The organism is Citrobacter sp. MGH105, from assembly GCF_001037485.2.
Classification (GTDB): domain Bacteria; phylum Pseudomonadota; class Gammaproteobacteria; order Enterobacterales; family Enterobacteriaceae; genus Citrobacter; species Citrobacter portucalensis.
Genome location: NZ_CP073048.1, coordinates 2,798,625 through 2,811,810, shown reverse-complemented (window position 1 = coordinate 2,811,810; position 13,186 = coordinate 2,798,625). Strand labels below are relative to the sequence as shown.

Annotated in this window: 16 protein-coding genes and 1 pseudogene; 7 read left to right on the top strand and 10 right to left on the bottom strand. The window is 51.6% G+C overall.

Annotated elements, in window-relative coordinates; translation table 11 throughout:
• Nucleotides 1-225 precede the first annotated feature (225 nt).
• Together cydH and SK35_RS13440 are read left to right on the top strand one after the other, a co-directional pair.
• Entirely contained in the window at nucleotides 226-315 is a 90-nt protein-coding gene (cydH, locus tag SK35_RS13445; RefSeq protein WP_003029209.1) for a cytochrome bd-I accessory subunit CydH, read from the top strand.
• 175 nt (nucleotides 316-490) lie between these two features.
• Nucleotides 491-1,660 (top strand): MFS transporter, encoded by a 1,170-nt coding sequence (locus tag SK35_RS13440; RefSeq protein WP_008784665.1) that lies wholly within the window; start codon nucleotides 491-493, stop codon nucleotides 1,658-1,660.
• 39 nt (nucleotides 1,661-1,699) lie between these two features.
• Here SK35_RS13440 and sodB read toward each other — a convergent pair whose 3' ends face one another.
• Complete coding sequence (gene sodB / locus SK35_RS13435) at nucleotides 1,700-2,281, bottom strand: superoxide dismutase [Fe] (RefSeq protein WP_003029205.1); 582 nt, start codon at nucleotides 2,279-2,281, stop codon at nucleotides 1,700-1,702.
• A 127-nt stretch (nucleotides 2,282-2,408) separates the two neighbouring features.
• Nucleotides 2,409-3,239 (bottom strand): C40 family peptidase, encoded by an 831-nt coding sequence (locus SK35_RS13430; RefSeq protein ID WP_003832759.1) that lies wholly within the window; start codon nucleotides 3,237-3,239, stop codon nucleotides 2,409-2,411.
• A 334-nt stretch (nucleotides 3,240-3,573) separates the two neighbouring features.
• Here SK35_RS13430 and grxD point away from each other — a divergent pair, with 334 nt between their 5' ends.
• Entirely contained in the window at nucleotides 3,574-3,921 is a 348-nt protein-coding gene (gene grxD / locus SK35_RS13425; RefSeq protein WP_003832760.1) for a monothiol glutaredoxin 4, read from the top strand.
• Between the two features lie 53 nt (nucleotides 3,922-3,974).
• Here the strand turns inward: grxD and rnt are convergent, their stop codons facing one another.
• From rnt to SK35_RS13405, 4 genes are all read right to left on the bottom strand, one after another.
• Entirely contained in the window at nucleotides 3,975-4,622 is a 648-nt protein-coding gene (gene rnt, locus SK35_RS13420; protein ID WP_003029200.1) for a ribonuclease T, read from the bottom strand.
• Between the two features lie 95 nt (nucleotides 4,623-4,717).
• Complete coding sequence (gene gloA, locus SK35_RS13415; protein WP_003832762.1) at nucleotides 4,718-5,125, bottom strand: lactoylglutathione lyase; 408 nt, start codon at nucleotides 5,123-5,125, stop codon at nucleotides 4,718-4,720.
• 97 nt (nucleotides 5,126-5,222) lie between these two features.
• Nucleotides 5,223-6,320 (bottom strand): alkene reductase, encoded by a 1,098-nt coding sequence (locus SK35_RS13410; protein ID WP_032943320.1) that lies wholly within the window; start codon nucleotides 6,318-6,320, stop codon nucleotides 5,223-5,225.
• Nucleotides 6,321-6,373: 53 nt separating this feature from the next.
• On the bottom strand, nucleotides 6,374-6,973 hold the full coding sequence (locus tag SK35_RS13405; protein ID WP_003832766.1) for a TetR/AcrR family transcriptional regulator: 600 nt from the start codon (nucleotides 6,971-6,973) through the stop codon (nucleotides 6,374-6,376).
• A gap of 101 nt (nucleotides 6,974-7,074) precedes the next feature.
• On the opposite strand from SK35_RS13405, the gene SK35_RS13400 reads away from it, so the two are divergent.
• The 3 genes from SK35_RS13400 to sodC all read left to right on the top strand — a co-directional run bounded on the left by SK35_RS13400 (nucleotide 7,075) and on the right by sodC (nucleotide 8,866).
• Nucleotides 7,075-7,314 (top strand): DUF1289 domain-containing protein, encoded by a 240-nt coding sequence (locus SK35_RS13400; RefSeq protein ID WP_048214270.1) that lies wholly within the window; start codon nucleotides 7,075-7,077, stop codon nucleotides 7,312-7,314.
• Nucleotides 7,315-7,363: 49 nt separating this feature from the next.
• Nucleotides 7,364-8,260: an aldo/keto reductase gene (locus tag SK35_RS13395; RefSeq protein WP_048214269.1), complete on the top strand. Its 897-nt coding sequence runs from the start codon at nucleotides 7,364-7,366 to the stop codon at nucleotides 8,258-8,260.
• An 81-nt stretch (nucleotides 8,261-8,341) separates the two neighbouring features.
• Nucleotides 8,342-8,866 carry a superoxide dismutase [Cu-Zn] SodC gene (sodC, locus tag SK35_RS13390; RefSeq protein ID WP_048214268.1) on the top strand — a complete coding sequence of 175 codons (525 nt, stop codon included), beginning with the start codon at nucleotides 8,342-8,344 and terminating at the stop codon, nucleotides 8,864-8,866.
• Here the strand turns inward: sodC and SK35_RS13385 are convergent.
• The 3 genes and pseudogenes from SK35_RS13385 to SK35_RS13375 all read right to left on the bottom strand — a co-directional run bounded on the left by SK35_RS13385 (nucleotide 8,842) and on the right by SK35_RS13375 (nucleotide 11,981).
• Nucleotides 8,842-10,882 (bottom strand): annotated as a pseudogene (locus tag SK35_RS13385) (FUSC family protein). The gene sodC and the pseudogene SK35_RS13385 sit on opposite strands and share 25 nt — an antisense overlap.
• Nucleotides 10,879-11,742 carry an efflux RND transporter periplasmic adaptor subunit gene (locus SK35_RS13380; RefSeq protein WP_048214266.1) on the bottom strand — a complete coding sequence of 288 codons (864 nt, stop codon included), beginning with the start codon at nucleotides 11,740-11,742 and terminating at the stop codon, nucleotides 10,879-10,881. The pseudogene SK35_RS13385 and the gene SK35_RS13380 overlap by 4 nt, the downstream one beginning before the upstream one ends.
• A gap of 2 nt (nucleotides 11,743-11,744) precedes the next feature.
• On the bottom strand, nucleotides 11,745-11,981 hold the full coding sequence (locus tag SK35_RS13375) for a DUF1656 domain-containing protein (protein WP_003029180.1): 237 nt from the start codon (nucleotides 11,979-11,981) through the stop codon (nucleotides 11,745-11,747).
• Nucleotides 11,982-12,173: 192 nt separating this feature from the next.
• Between SK35_RS13375 and slyA the strand changes: the two genes are divergently transcribed.
• Complete coding sequence (gene slyA / locus SK35_RS13370) at nucleotides 12,174-12,614, top strand: transcriptional regulator SlyA (RefSeq protein ID WP_008784672.1); 441 nt, start codon at nucleotides 12,174-12,176, stop codon at nucleotides 12,612-12,614.
• Nucleotides 12,615-12,660: 46 nt separating this feature from the next.
• Here the strand turns inward: slyA and slyB are convergent, their stop codons facing one another.
• Complete coding sequence (gene slyB, locus SK35_RS13365; protein ID WP_003029175.1) at nucleotides 12,661-13,128, bottom strand: outer membrane lipoprotein SlyB; 468 nt, start codon at nucleotides 13,126-13,128, stop codon at nucleotides 12,661-12,663.
• Nucleotides 13,129-13,186 lie beyond the last annotated feature (58 nt).

The window sequence follows — 13,186 nt, the reverse complement described above, 5'->3', positions numbered from 1 at the left end:
ATCGCAACGTAAGGGTTGCGGCACGCCGGGAAAACGACACGGAACGTCAGGAAGGGGTCAATGGCCGGTACGCTAATCAAGTAAGCGTGGAATTTTGTCTGATCTTAACGAAAAGGGGAAGAGTTAAAAGCAGTTATCAATATAAATCGTGAGAGATTTTTGCTTTCAAGTGTGTAAAAATGCGCAATATCACTTTTTGTGTGGGAATAAAAAGGAGAAAACTTGATGAGCACCGATCTGAAATTTTCGTTAGTGACTACCATTATTGTTCTGGGTTTGATCGTCGCGGGTGGTCTGACCGCAGCGCTGCATTGATTTCCCCGAGGGAGTTAGCTCTCCCTCATCCCTTCGACTCGTTTTTCCCCTCTATTGTTTGCGAATAAGCAAAAGTCTTTTGCAGTTTTGTTAACTTTATTAATTTTGCGATCAATGTCATGCTTTTGACTCTTATTTTATGTCGTGCCACGGCTCGACGATATGGAGTCGAAATATGAAAATCAATTACCCTTTACTGGCGCTGGCAATCGGGGCGTTTGGTATTGGCACCACCGAGTTTTCGCCAATGGGGTTGTTGCCCGTCATTGCCAAAGGTGTGGACGTCTCGATTCCGGCGGCTGGCATGCTGATCAGCGCTTATGCGGTAGGTGTGATGGTAGGTGCACCGCTGATGACATTGCTGCTGTCTCATCGTGCGCGACGTAATGCTTTGATATTCCTGATGGCGATTTTCACGCTGGGTAATGTGCTTTCGGCTATCTCGCCGGATTACACCACGCTGATGCTATCGCGTATTTTGACCAGTCTTAACCATGGAGCCTTTTTTGGTCTCGGTTCTGTGGTTGCAGCCAGTGTGGTACCCAAACATAAGCAGGCCAGCGCCGTGGCAACGATGTTTATGGGGTTAACCATCGCCAATATTGGCGGCGTTCCGGCGGCAACCTGGCTTGGTGAAACCATCGGCTGGCGTATGTCGTTTATGGCCACTGCAGGGCTGGGCGTCATTGCGATGGTCAGCCTGTTCTTCTCACTACCCAAGGGTGGAGCAGGAGAGCGCCCGGATGTCCGAAGCGAACTGGCGGTGTTGATGCGCCCACAGGTGTTGTCGGCGTTACTGACTACCGTACTGGGTGCTGGGGCGATGTTCACGCTGTATACCTACATCTCGCCGGTTCTGCATACTATCACTCATGCTACACCGGCATTTGTTACCGGGATGCTGGTGTTGATAGGCGTTGGCTTCTCGATCGGTAACTATTTTGGCGGCAAACTGGCTGACCGTTCAGTCAACGGTACGCTGAAAGGCTTTTTACTGCTGCTGATGGTTATTATGCTGGCCATTCCTTTCCTTGCGCGTAATGAGCTGGGAGCGGCGGTCAGTATGGTGGTCTGGGGCGCGGCGACGTTTGCGGTCGTTCCACCGTTGCAGATGCGTGTGATGCGCGTTGCCAGCGAAGCGCCTGGATTGTCATCGTCAGTCAATATTGGCGCGTTTAACCTGGGGAATGCGTTAGGTGCGGCAGCCGGTGGGGCGGTGATATCTGGCGGCCTGGGCTACAGTTTTGTGCCGGTGATGGGGGCGATTGTGGCGGGACTTGCGCTGCTACTGGTGTTCATTTCCGCAAGAAGACAGCCTGAAGAGGCTTTCACTACCGCGAATTAATGCAAAAACGCAGAAGGAAGTCCTTCTGCGTTATCTTTTTTATGCTGCGAAGTTCTTCGCAACAAATTCCCAGTTCACCAGTGCCCAGAAATGTTCCAGGTAGCCAGGACGGGCATTGCGATAATCGATGTAGTAGGCGTGTTCCCATACGTCAACGGTCATCAGCGGCGTCGCGTCGGTGGTCAGCGGAGTACCTGCGTTGGAGGTGGAGACGATAGCCAGTTTGCCATCCGTTCCTTTAACCAGCCAGGTCCAGCCAGAACCGAAGTTTTTGATAGCGGCATCGGTGAACTGCGCTTTGAAATCTGCAAAGCTGCCAAAGGAGGCGGCAATTGCATCAGCCAGTTTACCGGTTGGTTCGCCACCGGCGTTCGGTGCCAGGCAGTTCCAGTAGAACGTGTGGTTCCATACTTGTGCTGCGTTATTGAATACACCGCCTTCAGAGCTACGAACGATCTCTTCCAGTGATTTGCCTTCAAACGCCGTGCCTTTAATCAGATTGTTCAGATTGGTCACGTAGGTTTGATGGTGTTTGCCATAGTGATATTCCAGCGTTTCGGCAGAAATGTGCGGTGCCAGAGCATCTTTGGCATACGGTAATGCAGGTAATTCAAACGACATTGCTTCTCTCCTTATTATTTATATTGAGTACACACAATAGCCTCATTGTGAGTAAGGATAGGGTAGCAAATTGAAAGGTTATGCAAAAGAAGAACTTACCCTACAGCATGTTCTGTAGGGTAAGTTTTTAGCGAATTGTTTTTGGCGTCATTACCCGACGAGCGCCCACATAGTGGCGCTGCCAGTAATCTTCGCTCAGAGAGGTGATTTGAATTTCCTGCCCGCTGCGCGGTGACTGAATAAACTTACCGTTGCCGACGTAGACGCCGACGTGATCGGCTGTTCCGCGACCCTGGGTACGAAAGAATACCAGATCACCATTTTTCAGTTCGCCACGTTCAATTGGTGCGGCATCACGCAGATGGTACATTTCATTCGCGGTACGCGGAATGCGGAACTTCACCAGATCTTTATAGGCGTAATAAACCAGACCGCTGCAGTCAAACCCGGTTCTTGGCGAGGAGCCGCCCCAACGATAAGGTTTGCCGATTTGGTTCATCAAGGTGGACATAGCGGTTTTAGTCGCTTTCTGCACTTTCACTTTATGTGCATCAGCAAGCGTAGTCGGTGCAGTGGTTTTCACCTTCACGCAGCGTGGTTTATGACCTTTGCGCGGTGTGCATTTTTCCGTCCAGGTAACGGCTGCGGTTTGTGCTGCGGCAGTTTTACCACGGCGATTTGCAGTTTTAGTCGACTTTGCCGGAGTGGCAGTGCGTTTTTTAGAAGAGGAAGCGGTTTTGGTGCTGGTTTTGCTGGTGGTTTTTGTCGCCGTTTTCTTACTGGTCTTTGTTGTTTTTTGGCTGGTTGTTGCGCTTTTCTTTTTATCTACCGTTTTGATGGTGTGAGAATTGGTAGGTGTCGTCCTGGCCTGCTTGGAAGCATGAGCCATAGGCGTAAAGGGCAGTGTAGTAAAAAGTAAAGCACAGAGCGTGATCGAGATTCGGTTTATCCGCGCCACTGAGCAGTCCTCTGGTAAGGCAGGTCTATCGTGCCTGCGTGTGATTTTCAAAACTTGACGATTCTAATCTATAGAAAGAGGGAAAGTTAATAGCTTTTTTAGTTTAAAACTGCGTTTCGTAACCGACCGCAAAAAAAAACAGCAAATAGAGATAGAATTGGTGAACAGATAATCAAATCCACATGTTTGAAGGGGATAAGTGAGATTGTGAATGCAACTTTTAGCGTCAGGGGATAAAATAATAACGCGTAATGAAAATGTTATTTTCCGTTGCCTGTCTGACCCGTTACAATGTCAGACTACTGCCGTAAAAGAAGTTTAAGGAAGCAAGATAATGAGCACCACTATCGAAAAAATCCAGCGCCAGATCGCTGAAAACCCGATTCTCCTGTACATGAAAGGTTCCCCTAAACTGCCAAGCTGCGGTTTCTCCGCACAGGCTGTGCAGGCGCTGTCAGCCTGTGGTGAACGCTTTGCTTATGTTGATATTCTGCAGAACCCGGATATTCGCGCCGAACTGCCGAAATACGCAAACTGGCCAACTTTCCCACAGCTGTGGGTTGATGGTGAGCTGGTTGGCGGTTGTGACATTCTGATCGAAATGTACCAGCGCGGTGAGTTGCAGCAGCTGATTAAAGAAACAGCAGCGAAATACAAAACCGAAGAGCCGGACGCTGAGTAATACCAGCAGAAGTAAAAAAGCGACCTGAAATGGTCGCTTTTTTTATGTCGCCGTTACGCTTCTTCAGGCACGGGAAGAGGCCAACCGCCGAGACGTTTCCAGCGGTTAACGATTTCGCAAAACAGCACGGCCGTGCGTTCGGTGTCATACAGCGCCGAGTGCGCCTGATTCCCGTCAAACTCCATTCCCGCCGCCAGGCACGCTTTTGACAACACCGTCTGCCCCAGAGACAGACCGCTTAATGCCGCTGTATCAAAGGTTACAAATGGGTGGAACGGATTACGTTTGAGCGAGGCGCGTTCTGCTGCAGCCATCATGAAACTGTGGTCGAACGTAGCGTTATGCGCCACCATGATTGCCCGATTGCAGCCGCTATCTTTAATGCCTTTACGCACCATTTTGAAGATGGCATGCAGAGCATCATATTCGCTGACCGCACCGCGTAGCGGATTGTTAGGGTCAATACCGTTAAAGGCGAGCGCTTCCGGTTGCAAATTGGCACCTTCAAACGGCTCTACGTGGAAATGTAACGTCGTGTCCGGCATCAGCCAGCCTTGTTCATCCATTTTCAGTGTGATGGCGGCAATCTCAAGCAGCGCATCGGTTTTGGCATTGAACCCTGCGGTTTCGACATCAATGACGACAGGATAAAAACCACGAAAACGGTCACACAGACCGGAAAGTTGAGCGTTATCGGACATCTGGGTCTCTTAATACGGGAAAATTGCAGCGCGTATTATGGCAAAATGATGAGTATAAAACTATGGGCACAGACGATCTGCGCCCGAGGGGGTGATTAATCGCCCAGGCCGCGCCCGGCGTCTTTCTCTTCGATCAGCTCAATTTTGTAGCCGTCCGGATCTTCAACGAACGCAATCACTGTGGTGCCGCCTTTTACTGGACCTGCTTCACGCGTTACGTTACCGCCATTCTGGCGAATACGTTCACAGGCTTCAGCCGCGTTGTCTACGCTCAGGGCGATATGGCCATAGGCAGTACCCAGATCATACTTGTCGACACCCCAGTTATAGGTCAGTTCGATTACTGCTTCACTGGTTTCAGGACCGTAGCCGACAAAAGCCAGAGAGTACTTGTATTCAGGGTTTTCGCTGGTACGCAGCAGCTTCATGCCCAGCACGTTGGTATAAAACTCGATGGAACGCTGCAGGTCACCCACGCGCAGCATGGTATGGAGTAAACGCATCTTTTTCCCCTTCGAAAATGGCTAATACATTCAAAATGTTGTTTTAGTATAGCGGCGTTGTTACGCCGCTATCAATGGCAGAACGGAGATTGTGACGTTAGAGGGTAGGATAGTCGGTGTAACCTTCCGCGCCGCCGCCGTAGAAGCTCTCGGCACGTTGCGGATTCAGTTCTGCTTTGCGTTGCAGACGCGCCACCAGATCCGGGTTAGCAATATAGGCGCGACCAAAAGCAACGGCGTCGATCAAACCTTTCTCGATCAGCGCTTCTGCTTTTTCTGGGGTGTAAGCACCAGCACCAATGATAGGGCCGTGGAAGCGCGCGCGCACTTTTTCGCGGAACGCATCGGAATACGGCTCGCCACCGGCCCAGTCCGGCTCAGACATGTGCAGGTAAGCGATTCCACGCTTGCCCAATTGTTCAATCAGATACAGCGCATCGGCTTCTTCGTTTGGACCATTGTCTACGTTCTGGAAAGTGCCAATCGGCGAGACGCGAATACCAATGCGATCGGCACCCCATTCTTTAATACCGGCATCAACCACTTCCAGTACCAGACGCGCACGATTTTCGACGCTGCCACCGTATTGATCGGTACGCTGGTTAGACGTTGGCGACAGGAACTGGTGCAGCAGGTAGCCGTGGGCAGAGTGCAGTTCAACCATATCGAAACCCGCTTCGCGCGCATTTGCTATCGCCTGACGGAAGTCATTAACGATGCCCGGAATCTCTTCAGTTTCCAGCGCACGTGGCATTGAGGTATCGGCACGCGTTGCCAGGCCGTTTTCATCGCGCAGCGAGGTGCGGGTTCCAGCGCTAATCGCGGAAGGTGCAACTGGAGCTTGACCGTTTGGCTGCAGACTGGCGTGAGAGATGCGTCCAGTGTGCCACAACTGGACAGCAATATGACCTTGCTCAGCGTGTACGGCAGCAGTGATTTTCTTCCATGCGGCAATTTGCGCTTCGCTATGTAAGCCGGGTGCTCCGGCATAGCCTTTCGCCTGTGCGGAAATCTGCGTCGCTTCGCTGATGATAAGCCCCGCGCTGGCGCGTTGACGGTAATACTCGGCCATCAGCGGAGTAGGGATGTCGCCAGGCTCAATACTGCGCAGACGCGTCAGTGGCGCCATAAATACGCGGTTTGCTGCCGTAATGGCACCCACTTTCAGTGGGGAAAACAGTTTTTCAGATGACATGTGCACTCCTGAATAGACCGGTCGTCTAGTAATAAAGAAAATAAAAACGCCTGTTAAACGGCAGGCGTTGTGATGATGTTTTTAACGTGCGCCAGCGCATTTTCCAGCGGAGTGGCGCTACGAGAAATCTTGGCCTGCAGGTTGGCGCCAAGCCACAGCGCATACAGTACCTGCGCCTGCTGTAACGGCTCGCCAACAAAAGACAGACAATGGCTGGCCTGACCTTTCTCCAGCGCCTGCGCTAACAGCACAATAATGTGCCGCGCGCCTTTATCCATCGCAGTGCGCATATCTTCTGACAGATCGCACACTTCGGCAGACAGTTTTACTGTTAAACAGCCGCTAATAATGCCGTGCTGACTAAACTGATTCAGGGTTTCCTGATAGTAGGCCAGAATGCGGTCGCGATAGTTTCCCGCTCCCGTATCAAAGTGCGTAGCCAGTCGCCGATGATAGGCCGCATAGTGGCGTTCCAGCATCGCGACACCGAACGCTTCTTTAGAGCGAAAATAATGATAAAACGAACCTTTGGGTACTTCAGCGGTTTTCAGTAGTTCGCTTAAACCCATGCCGGTGAAGCCGCGCTGCATACACAGCAGTTCGCCAGTCGCCAGCAGATGTTCGCGTGTATCGTGTTCAGTGATTTTGTTCATGAAAAGGAGTGTAATAGACCAGTCGGTCTAATGCAATAGCGCTTGCGAGAAATTCAGTTAACGTCTTCAATAAGTATATCAATCTTGTTAAAGGAGGGGATGTGGCCGAACAGCTGGAGTTTTTCCCCGTCCAGAGCCCATGCCGTGGAATATGTCAGTCTGACGAACGCGGCTTTTGTCGTGGCTGTTTTCGCAGTCGGGATGAGCGTTTTAACTGGCAAAAGATGAGCGATACCCAAAAGCAGGAAGTGCTGCGGCTTTGTCGTCAGCGCCTGATGCGTAAATTACGTGCAACCAAAGCCAACCCTTCGGAAGAACCGCAACAACCTTCACTCTTTTAAAAGCGTAATTGCGTATACTCGAGGCACATTCACTTAAAAGGAAGCTGCTATGGTTCAGCGTATTACTATTGCGCCGCAAGGCCCGGAATTTTCTCGCTTTGTGATGGGGTACTGGCGCCTGATGGACTGGAATATGTCCGCGCGCCAGCTAGTCAGCTTTATTGAAGAGCATCTGGATCTTGGCGTGACCACCGTCGATCACGCCGATATTTACGGTGGATACCAGTGTGAAGCGGCGTTTGGTGAGGCAATGAAACTGGCTCCGCATTTGCGTGAAAAAATGCAGATTGTGACCAAATGCGGGATCGCGACGACGGCGCGCGCGGAAAATGCGCTGGGCCACTACATCACCGACAGTGCACATATTATTGCCAGTGCAGAAGAGTCGCTGAAGCTGCTGGCGACCGATCATATTGATCTGCTGCTGATCCACCGTCCCGATCCGCTTATGGATGCTGACGATGTCGCCGACGCTTTTAAAAAATTGCACCATAGTGGCAAAGTGCGTCACTTTGGCGTCTCCAACTTCACCCCGGCACAGTTCTCATTGCTGCAATCGCGTCTGCCGTTTACTCTGGCGACCAACCAGGTAGAAATTTCACCAGTACATCAGCCGCTCCTGTTGGATGGTACTTTAGATCAACTGCAACAGCTGCGCATTCGCCCGATGGCCTGGTCCTGTCTCGGCGGTGGTCGCCTGTTTAATGATGATGCTTTCCAGCCTTTACGTAATGAGCTTGCTGTGATCGCTGAAGAGTTGAATGCGCAATCTATTGAGCAGGTGGTATACGCCTGGATTTTACGTCTGCCGTCTCAGCCGCTACCGATTATTGGCTCAGGAAAAATAGAGCGCGTACGTGCTGCCATTGAGTCTGAGTCGCTGAACATGTCTCGCCAGCAATGGTTCCGCATTCGTAAAGCGGCGCTGGGTTACGACGTACCCTAATCGCGTTTTTGGCGCATCTCCGTTCAAAATTGTGTCACTGGTTTACACTTAACAATCAGACACCTTTTGGACGGAGGTCTTATGAAGCGTTTGAGTTTGGCCATCATCACTCTACTCGCCTGTGCAGGTGCGCAGGCTGCCAGTGAAGAAAAAGTGACGATGAATCTGGTCACGTCGCAAGGCGTCGGCCAGGCGATTGGTACGGTCACTATTGCTGAAACCGCAAAGGGGCTGGAGTTTACGCCCGATCTGAAAGCGTTGCCGCCAGGTGAACATGGCTTCCATGTGCATATGAACGGCAGCTGCCAACCCGCGATTAAAGAAGGGAAAGCCTCAGCCGCAGAATCGGCTGGTGGCCATTATGATCCGCATCAAACCGGCAAACATGAAGGCCCGGAAGGCGCAGGTCATATGGGCGACCTGCCGCTATTGGTGGTGAATAACGACGGTAACGCCACAACGCCGGTCGTTGCGCCGCGGCTGAAAACGCTCGATGAGGTTAAAGGTAAGGCGCTGATGATCCATGTGGGCGGCGATAATATGTCCGATCAACCGAAACCGCTTGGCGGTGGCGGAGCGCGCTACGCCTGTGGTGTTATCAAATAATCAACGACTGAGAGTGCCCGGCGGCGGCGCCTGTTCGAGTTGTGAAAGCGAGCAGTGTAGCCGCCAGACCAGTGCCGACAGTTCCTGCGCAGCGGGTTGATGATGGTGGGCAAGCGTATCGCAGATGCGCTGTAGCTCATTCAGCGTGGCATTCAGTGGTCGTTGCTGGACGCCACGTTCGCTCATTACATCGCGTAGCAGCGAGATACACACGTCCCTGACGCGAGCCAGCGGATCGGAACGCGCCTCCCAGGTGCGCAGTTGCCACACCACATGCGAGCAGTTCAGTAAAACGACCCCCCAACGTAATAACCAGCGTCGCGCCAGCGCATCCTGACTGTTGCTGAGCTGGCTGACGTGATGATAGGTCAGCGATTCAAATTCGTTTTCACTGAGTGATGGATGTCGGCTGAGCTGATCGACAAAATCCCGGCGCAGGGCGCGAATATGGCGGCGACTTTTCCGTGCATCCGATCCGGGGCGCAGAATGGCGAAGGCCAGCCATGACAGCGCCACGCCGGTGATTTTCGCCATATTGTCATTCAGGAAATCAGCAAAATCATATACCGGCGGATTGGTCACCGCGATAAACGAACCCATAAATACAATCAGCTGCCCCCAAAGACCTGCCAGGGCAGGCATTTGTAGCTTCAACAGTTGCATGGTGGTGAGTAGTGGGAAGAGAAAGAGAATAAACTGCCAGAGGTCGGAAATTTGCACCATCAGGCCAAACTTAACCACAAAGCTAAATAGCGACAGTAGAACCAGCGTACGCATCAGCAAAGAAAGCGACTTGAACGGTGTGGCAACGGCGGAATACAGCACACTGCTGATCGCGGCGAGCGTGAGTGCGCCAGAGCCTGATTCCCATTGTGCACCAATGCTCCATGCGCCGATAAGCATCAAAGTGCAGAACGTACGCAACCCGCTCCAGATAGCTTCCGCATTATCGGTATGACGGGCAAGTCCCGGCGTGCGGGCGATATTAATACGCTCGGCGGTAACACCATTTTCCAGTAAATGCAGATAATGACTGCTGCGCAGGTAGAGCCGGCAAAAATAACGCAGTCGTTGCCAGAAGGCGACGTGTCGATAGTCGCGGGCATCGACGGGCCGCAGCGGGGCAATAATACATGCGACGGTGTAGCTATTCGCATTGGATTTTATTAGTTCACTGAGCAACTGCTCGATGATTTCCCGGGTGTTGGACGGGGGATTAGGCCAGTTCAGCAGCATCCTGCGCAGGCTGGAAATCACGCTGGTCATCCGTAACTGCTGGTGCAACAGCGAATTGAGCAAAGCATTCTGGCGACGAAAGCGGTAATGACTCCAGAATGCCTGAATACGCAGCAGGTTCATGGTCAGAATCTGCCCGATAACACCTTCATGGGCTGTGCGAATGGCATCCGTGGTTTCTGGTTGCCAGAGTAGACTGGCATGTTCCAGTAAACGTGAATGCATGTTTTTCAATGCAGTCAGTAACGTGGTGCCATCGGAGGTGCTGGGCAGGATCATCATCATCACGCCGCCACACAGGATACCGACGATGACTTCACACACGCGTGCCTGCGCGATATCCCATAACTGCGTAATTTCCACGGTATTGACCATGGGAAACGCAATGATCGCCGCCGTATAACCCGCCAGTTGAAAGGCGTAGGCAACGTTATTGGTGAAATGCGCGCATGCCCAGGTACAAAAACCGATCCACACTGACATGCTCAGCAAAAACAGCCACGGCTCATTGAGAGTATGACCGGCAATAATCAATGCGGCGGTGGCTCCCAGTAGGCTACCCGCCACGCGACCCAGACTTTTACTGATAACCCCGCCAACGGTGGGAAAACTAACCACCGCCGCCGAGGTCATCGCCCAGTAGGGCTCGTCCAGATTCAGATAATAAGCAAAAGTTAACGCCAGACACATCGCAATGGTGTTACGCAGCGCATAACGCCACTGTGCCGCTGTGGCTTTAAACCACGGCAAATTGCCTGGTGTCAGGCGGGGCAGTTTCATTTACGCTGGCCGATGGATACGCTGCAGGTTGTACCTGACACAAGCGTGACCTCCCGCGGCAAGGCGTCGAATTCGATGCGTACCGGGACACGCTGCGCCAGACGCACCCACGGCACGTTGGGTTTGATGTCGGGAATCAGGCCGGAATCACTTTCCACACTTTGATCGTAGATGGCACGGCCAATACTGGAAACGTGACCCTGTAACTTTATATTGCCGCTGTAGAGCGTAATCGTCGCAGGTGCGCCTTCTCGAATATGGCGCAATTTGGTTTCTTCAAAATATCCCATCACATAAAAAGAGTGACTGTCGACAAGGGCAAACAGGGGCTTACCGGTTGAGGCGTAATCACCGGTACGGGTAGACAGGTTTGTGACCCAGCCCGCCACGGGGGATTTGACCACCGTTTGCGTCAGTTGCCACTGGGCCTGGCGCAGACTGGCTTCTGCTGCTTCAACGCTTGCCTGCATGGCTTTCACGTTGAGATTTGCGGTATCCAGATCCTCGGCTGAGATGTAATTTTGCGATAAATGACGGCGGCGGTTGGCTTCGTTATTGGCTTTCGCCAGGTCAGACTGCGCTTTTGCCAGTTGCGCTTGCGCATTCAGTTCAGCAATGTGAAATGGCGTCTTGTCGATAATAAAAAGGACATCGCCTTTATTCACAAACTGGTTATCTTTTACATAGAGTTCGCTAATGCTGCCTGACACCTGCGGCGTGATGCTGACCTGCTCAGCGCGTACTTTGCCATCACGTGTCCAGGGCGACTGCATATAGTAATTCCACATCCACCATCCGGCGAAAACTGCGATTGCAGCGACTATAATAGTGGAGAAGTATTTAACGGTTTTAAGCGACATAATCACCACGCTATCAGCATAACAAAGGCCAGACATACGCAAAGCGTAAAGAGTGACAGATCCATTAGCAGGGGATGCCAGATTTCGCCGGAGTAAATCCAGTCGCGCAGCAGGCGATGAACAACCAGCCAGAGAATAAATCCTGCTACAATCGCCTTGAAAACAGGAGGAAAGTAGACAGATGCGCCGATCATTAAATCTTGTAGGGGCAATCCTGTTGCATTAAACATAAACTTCACGGGCAAAATCCTTGGCGGAAGAGAGCATTGCTATAGGTTTAGCAAAAAAGGGACAATGAGTCTCCGTAACGCATAATGTCTGAAAAAATGTCAGCCGGTAAGCAAATTTGGCAATACATTTGTTTTGGGAATACAAATGCTGCACACTATTCTAAAATCAGCACAATAACTTAGCAAGCTAATTATAAGGAGATGAAATTGGAATCGCCATTAGGTTCTGATCTGGCACGGTTGGTGCGCATTTGGCGTGCTCTGATTGACCATCGCCTGAAACCTCTGGAGTTGACGCAGACGCATTGGGTTACGCTGCACAACATTCATCAGTTGCCGCCGGATCAATCGCAGATTCAGTTGGCTAAAGCGATTGGCATCGAGCAGCCTTCGTTGGTACGTACGCTTGACCAGTTGGAAGAAAAGGGACTCATTTCACGACAGACTTGCGCCAGCGATCGTCGAGCTAAGAGAATTAAACTGACAGAGAAGGCTGAGCCGCTGATCGCTGATATGGAAGCGGTGATCAACAAAACACGTGGAGAAATTCTGGAAGGGATTTCAGCTGAGGAAATTGATCTGCTGATTAAGCTGGTTGCCAAACTCGAACACAATATTATTGAACTGCAGTCACAGGGTTGAAACGATAAGTTACGTGTGGCCAGAGCCTGACCACACGTGAATTCGATTAGCGTGGAGACACGGTAACCTGGCTGCCGTTGTTAGCCATAACAACGCGCTGGCCGGCTGAAAACTTGGTCGCACCCTGTTTCTGAACCACCATGATGGTATTACCATCATCCTTACGGATTTCCAGTTCCACACCCTGGGTTTTATTCATCGCACCTTGTACGCCTTGACCCGCTACGCCACCGGCAACTGCGCCTGCAGCCGTCGCTAATGAACGACCCGTACCGCCGCCGACGGTGTTACCAAGGAACCCGCCGAGTACCGCACCACCAATAGCACCAATCACGTTTGCGTCATCGCCACCCTGGATTTGCACCGGACGAACATGAACAATCGTACCGTAGGTAACGTTCTGAACTTGTTTCGCTTCGGATGCGGTATATACGTCGCCTGAAAGGCTGTCATTGTTAACGCAACCCGCTAAAGATACGCCCATTAATGAAACAATCAGCACACGTTTAATCATTTACAAATCTCCTTTGTCACCACGAAACGCTAATAAAGCACCCTTCATGGCTAAATTA

Bases quoted from the DNA above. Each gene is read 5' to 3' on its own strand.
- cydH (WP_003029209.1), top strand. From the start codon at position 226: ATGAGCACCGATCTGAAATTTTCGTTAGTGACTACCATTATTGTTCTG.
- SK35_RS13440 (WP_008784665.1), top strand. From the start codon at position 491: ATGAAAATCAATTACCCTTTACTGGCGCTGGCAATCGGGGCGTTTGGT.
- sodB (WP_003029205.1), bottom strand. From the start codon at position 2,281: ATGTCGTTTGAATTACCTGCATTACCGTATGCCAAAGATGCTCTGGCA.
- grxD (WP_003832760.1), top strand. From the start codon at position 3,574: ATGAGCACCACTATCGAAAAAATCCAGCGCCAGATCGCTGAAAACCCG.
- rnt (WP_003029200.1), bottom strand. From the start codon at position 4,622: ATGTCCGATAACGCTCAACTTTCCGGTCTGTGTGACCGTTTTCGTGGT.
- gloA (WP_003832762.1), bottom strand. From the start codon at position 5,125: ATGCGTTTACTCCATACCATGCTGCGCGTGGGTGACCTGCAGCGTTCC.
- SK35_RS13410 (WP_032943320.1), bottom strand. From the start codon at position 6,320: ATGTCATCTGAAAAACTGTTTTCCCCACTGAAAGTGGGTGCCATTACG.
- SK35_RS13405 (WP_003832766.1), bottom strand. From the start codon at position 6,973: ATGAACAAAATCACTGAACACGATACACGCGAACATCTGCTGGCGACT.
- SK35_RS13395 (WP_048214269.1), top strand. From the start codon at position 7,364: ATGGTTCAGCGTATTACTATTGCGCCGCAAGGCCCGGAATTTTCTCGC.
- sodC (WP_048214268.1), top strand. From the start codon at position 8,342: ATGAAGCGTTTGAGTTTGGCCATCATCACTCTACTCGCCTGTGCAGGT.
- SK35_RS13380 (WP_048214266.1), bottom strand. From the start codon at position 11,742: ATGTCGCTTAAAACCGTTAAATACTTCTCCACTATTATAGTCGCTGCA.
- slyA (WP_008784672.1), top strand. From the start codon at position 12,174: ATGAAATTGGAATCGCCATTAGGTTCTGATCTGGCACGGTTGGTGCGC.
- slyB (WP_003029175.1), bottom strand. From the start codon at position 13,128: ATGATTAAACGTGTGCTGATTGTTTCATTAATGGGCGTATCTTTAGCG.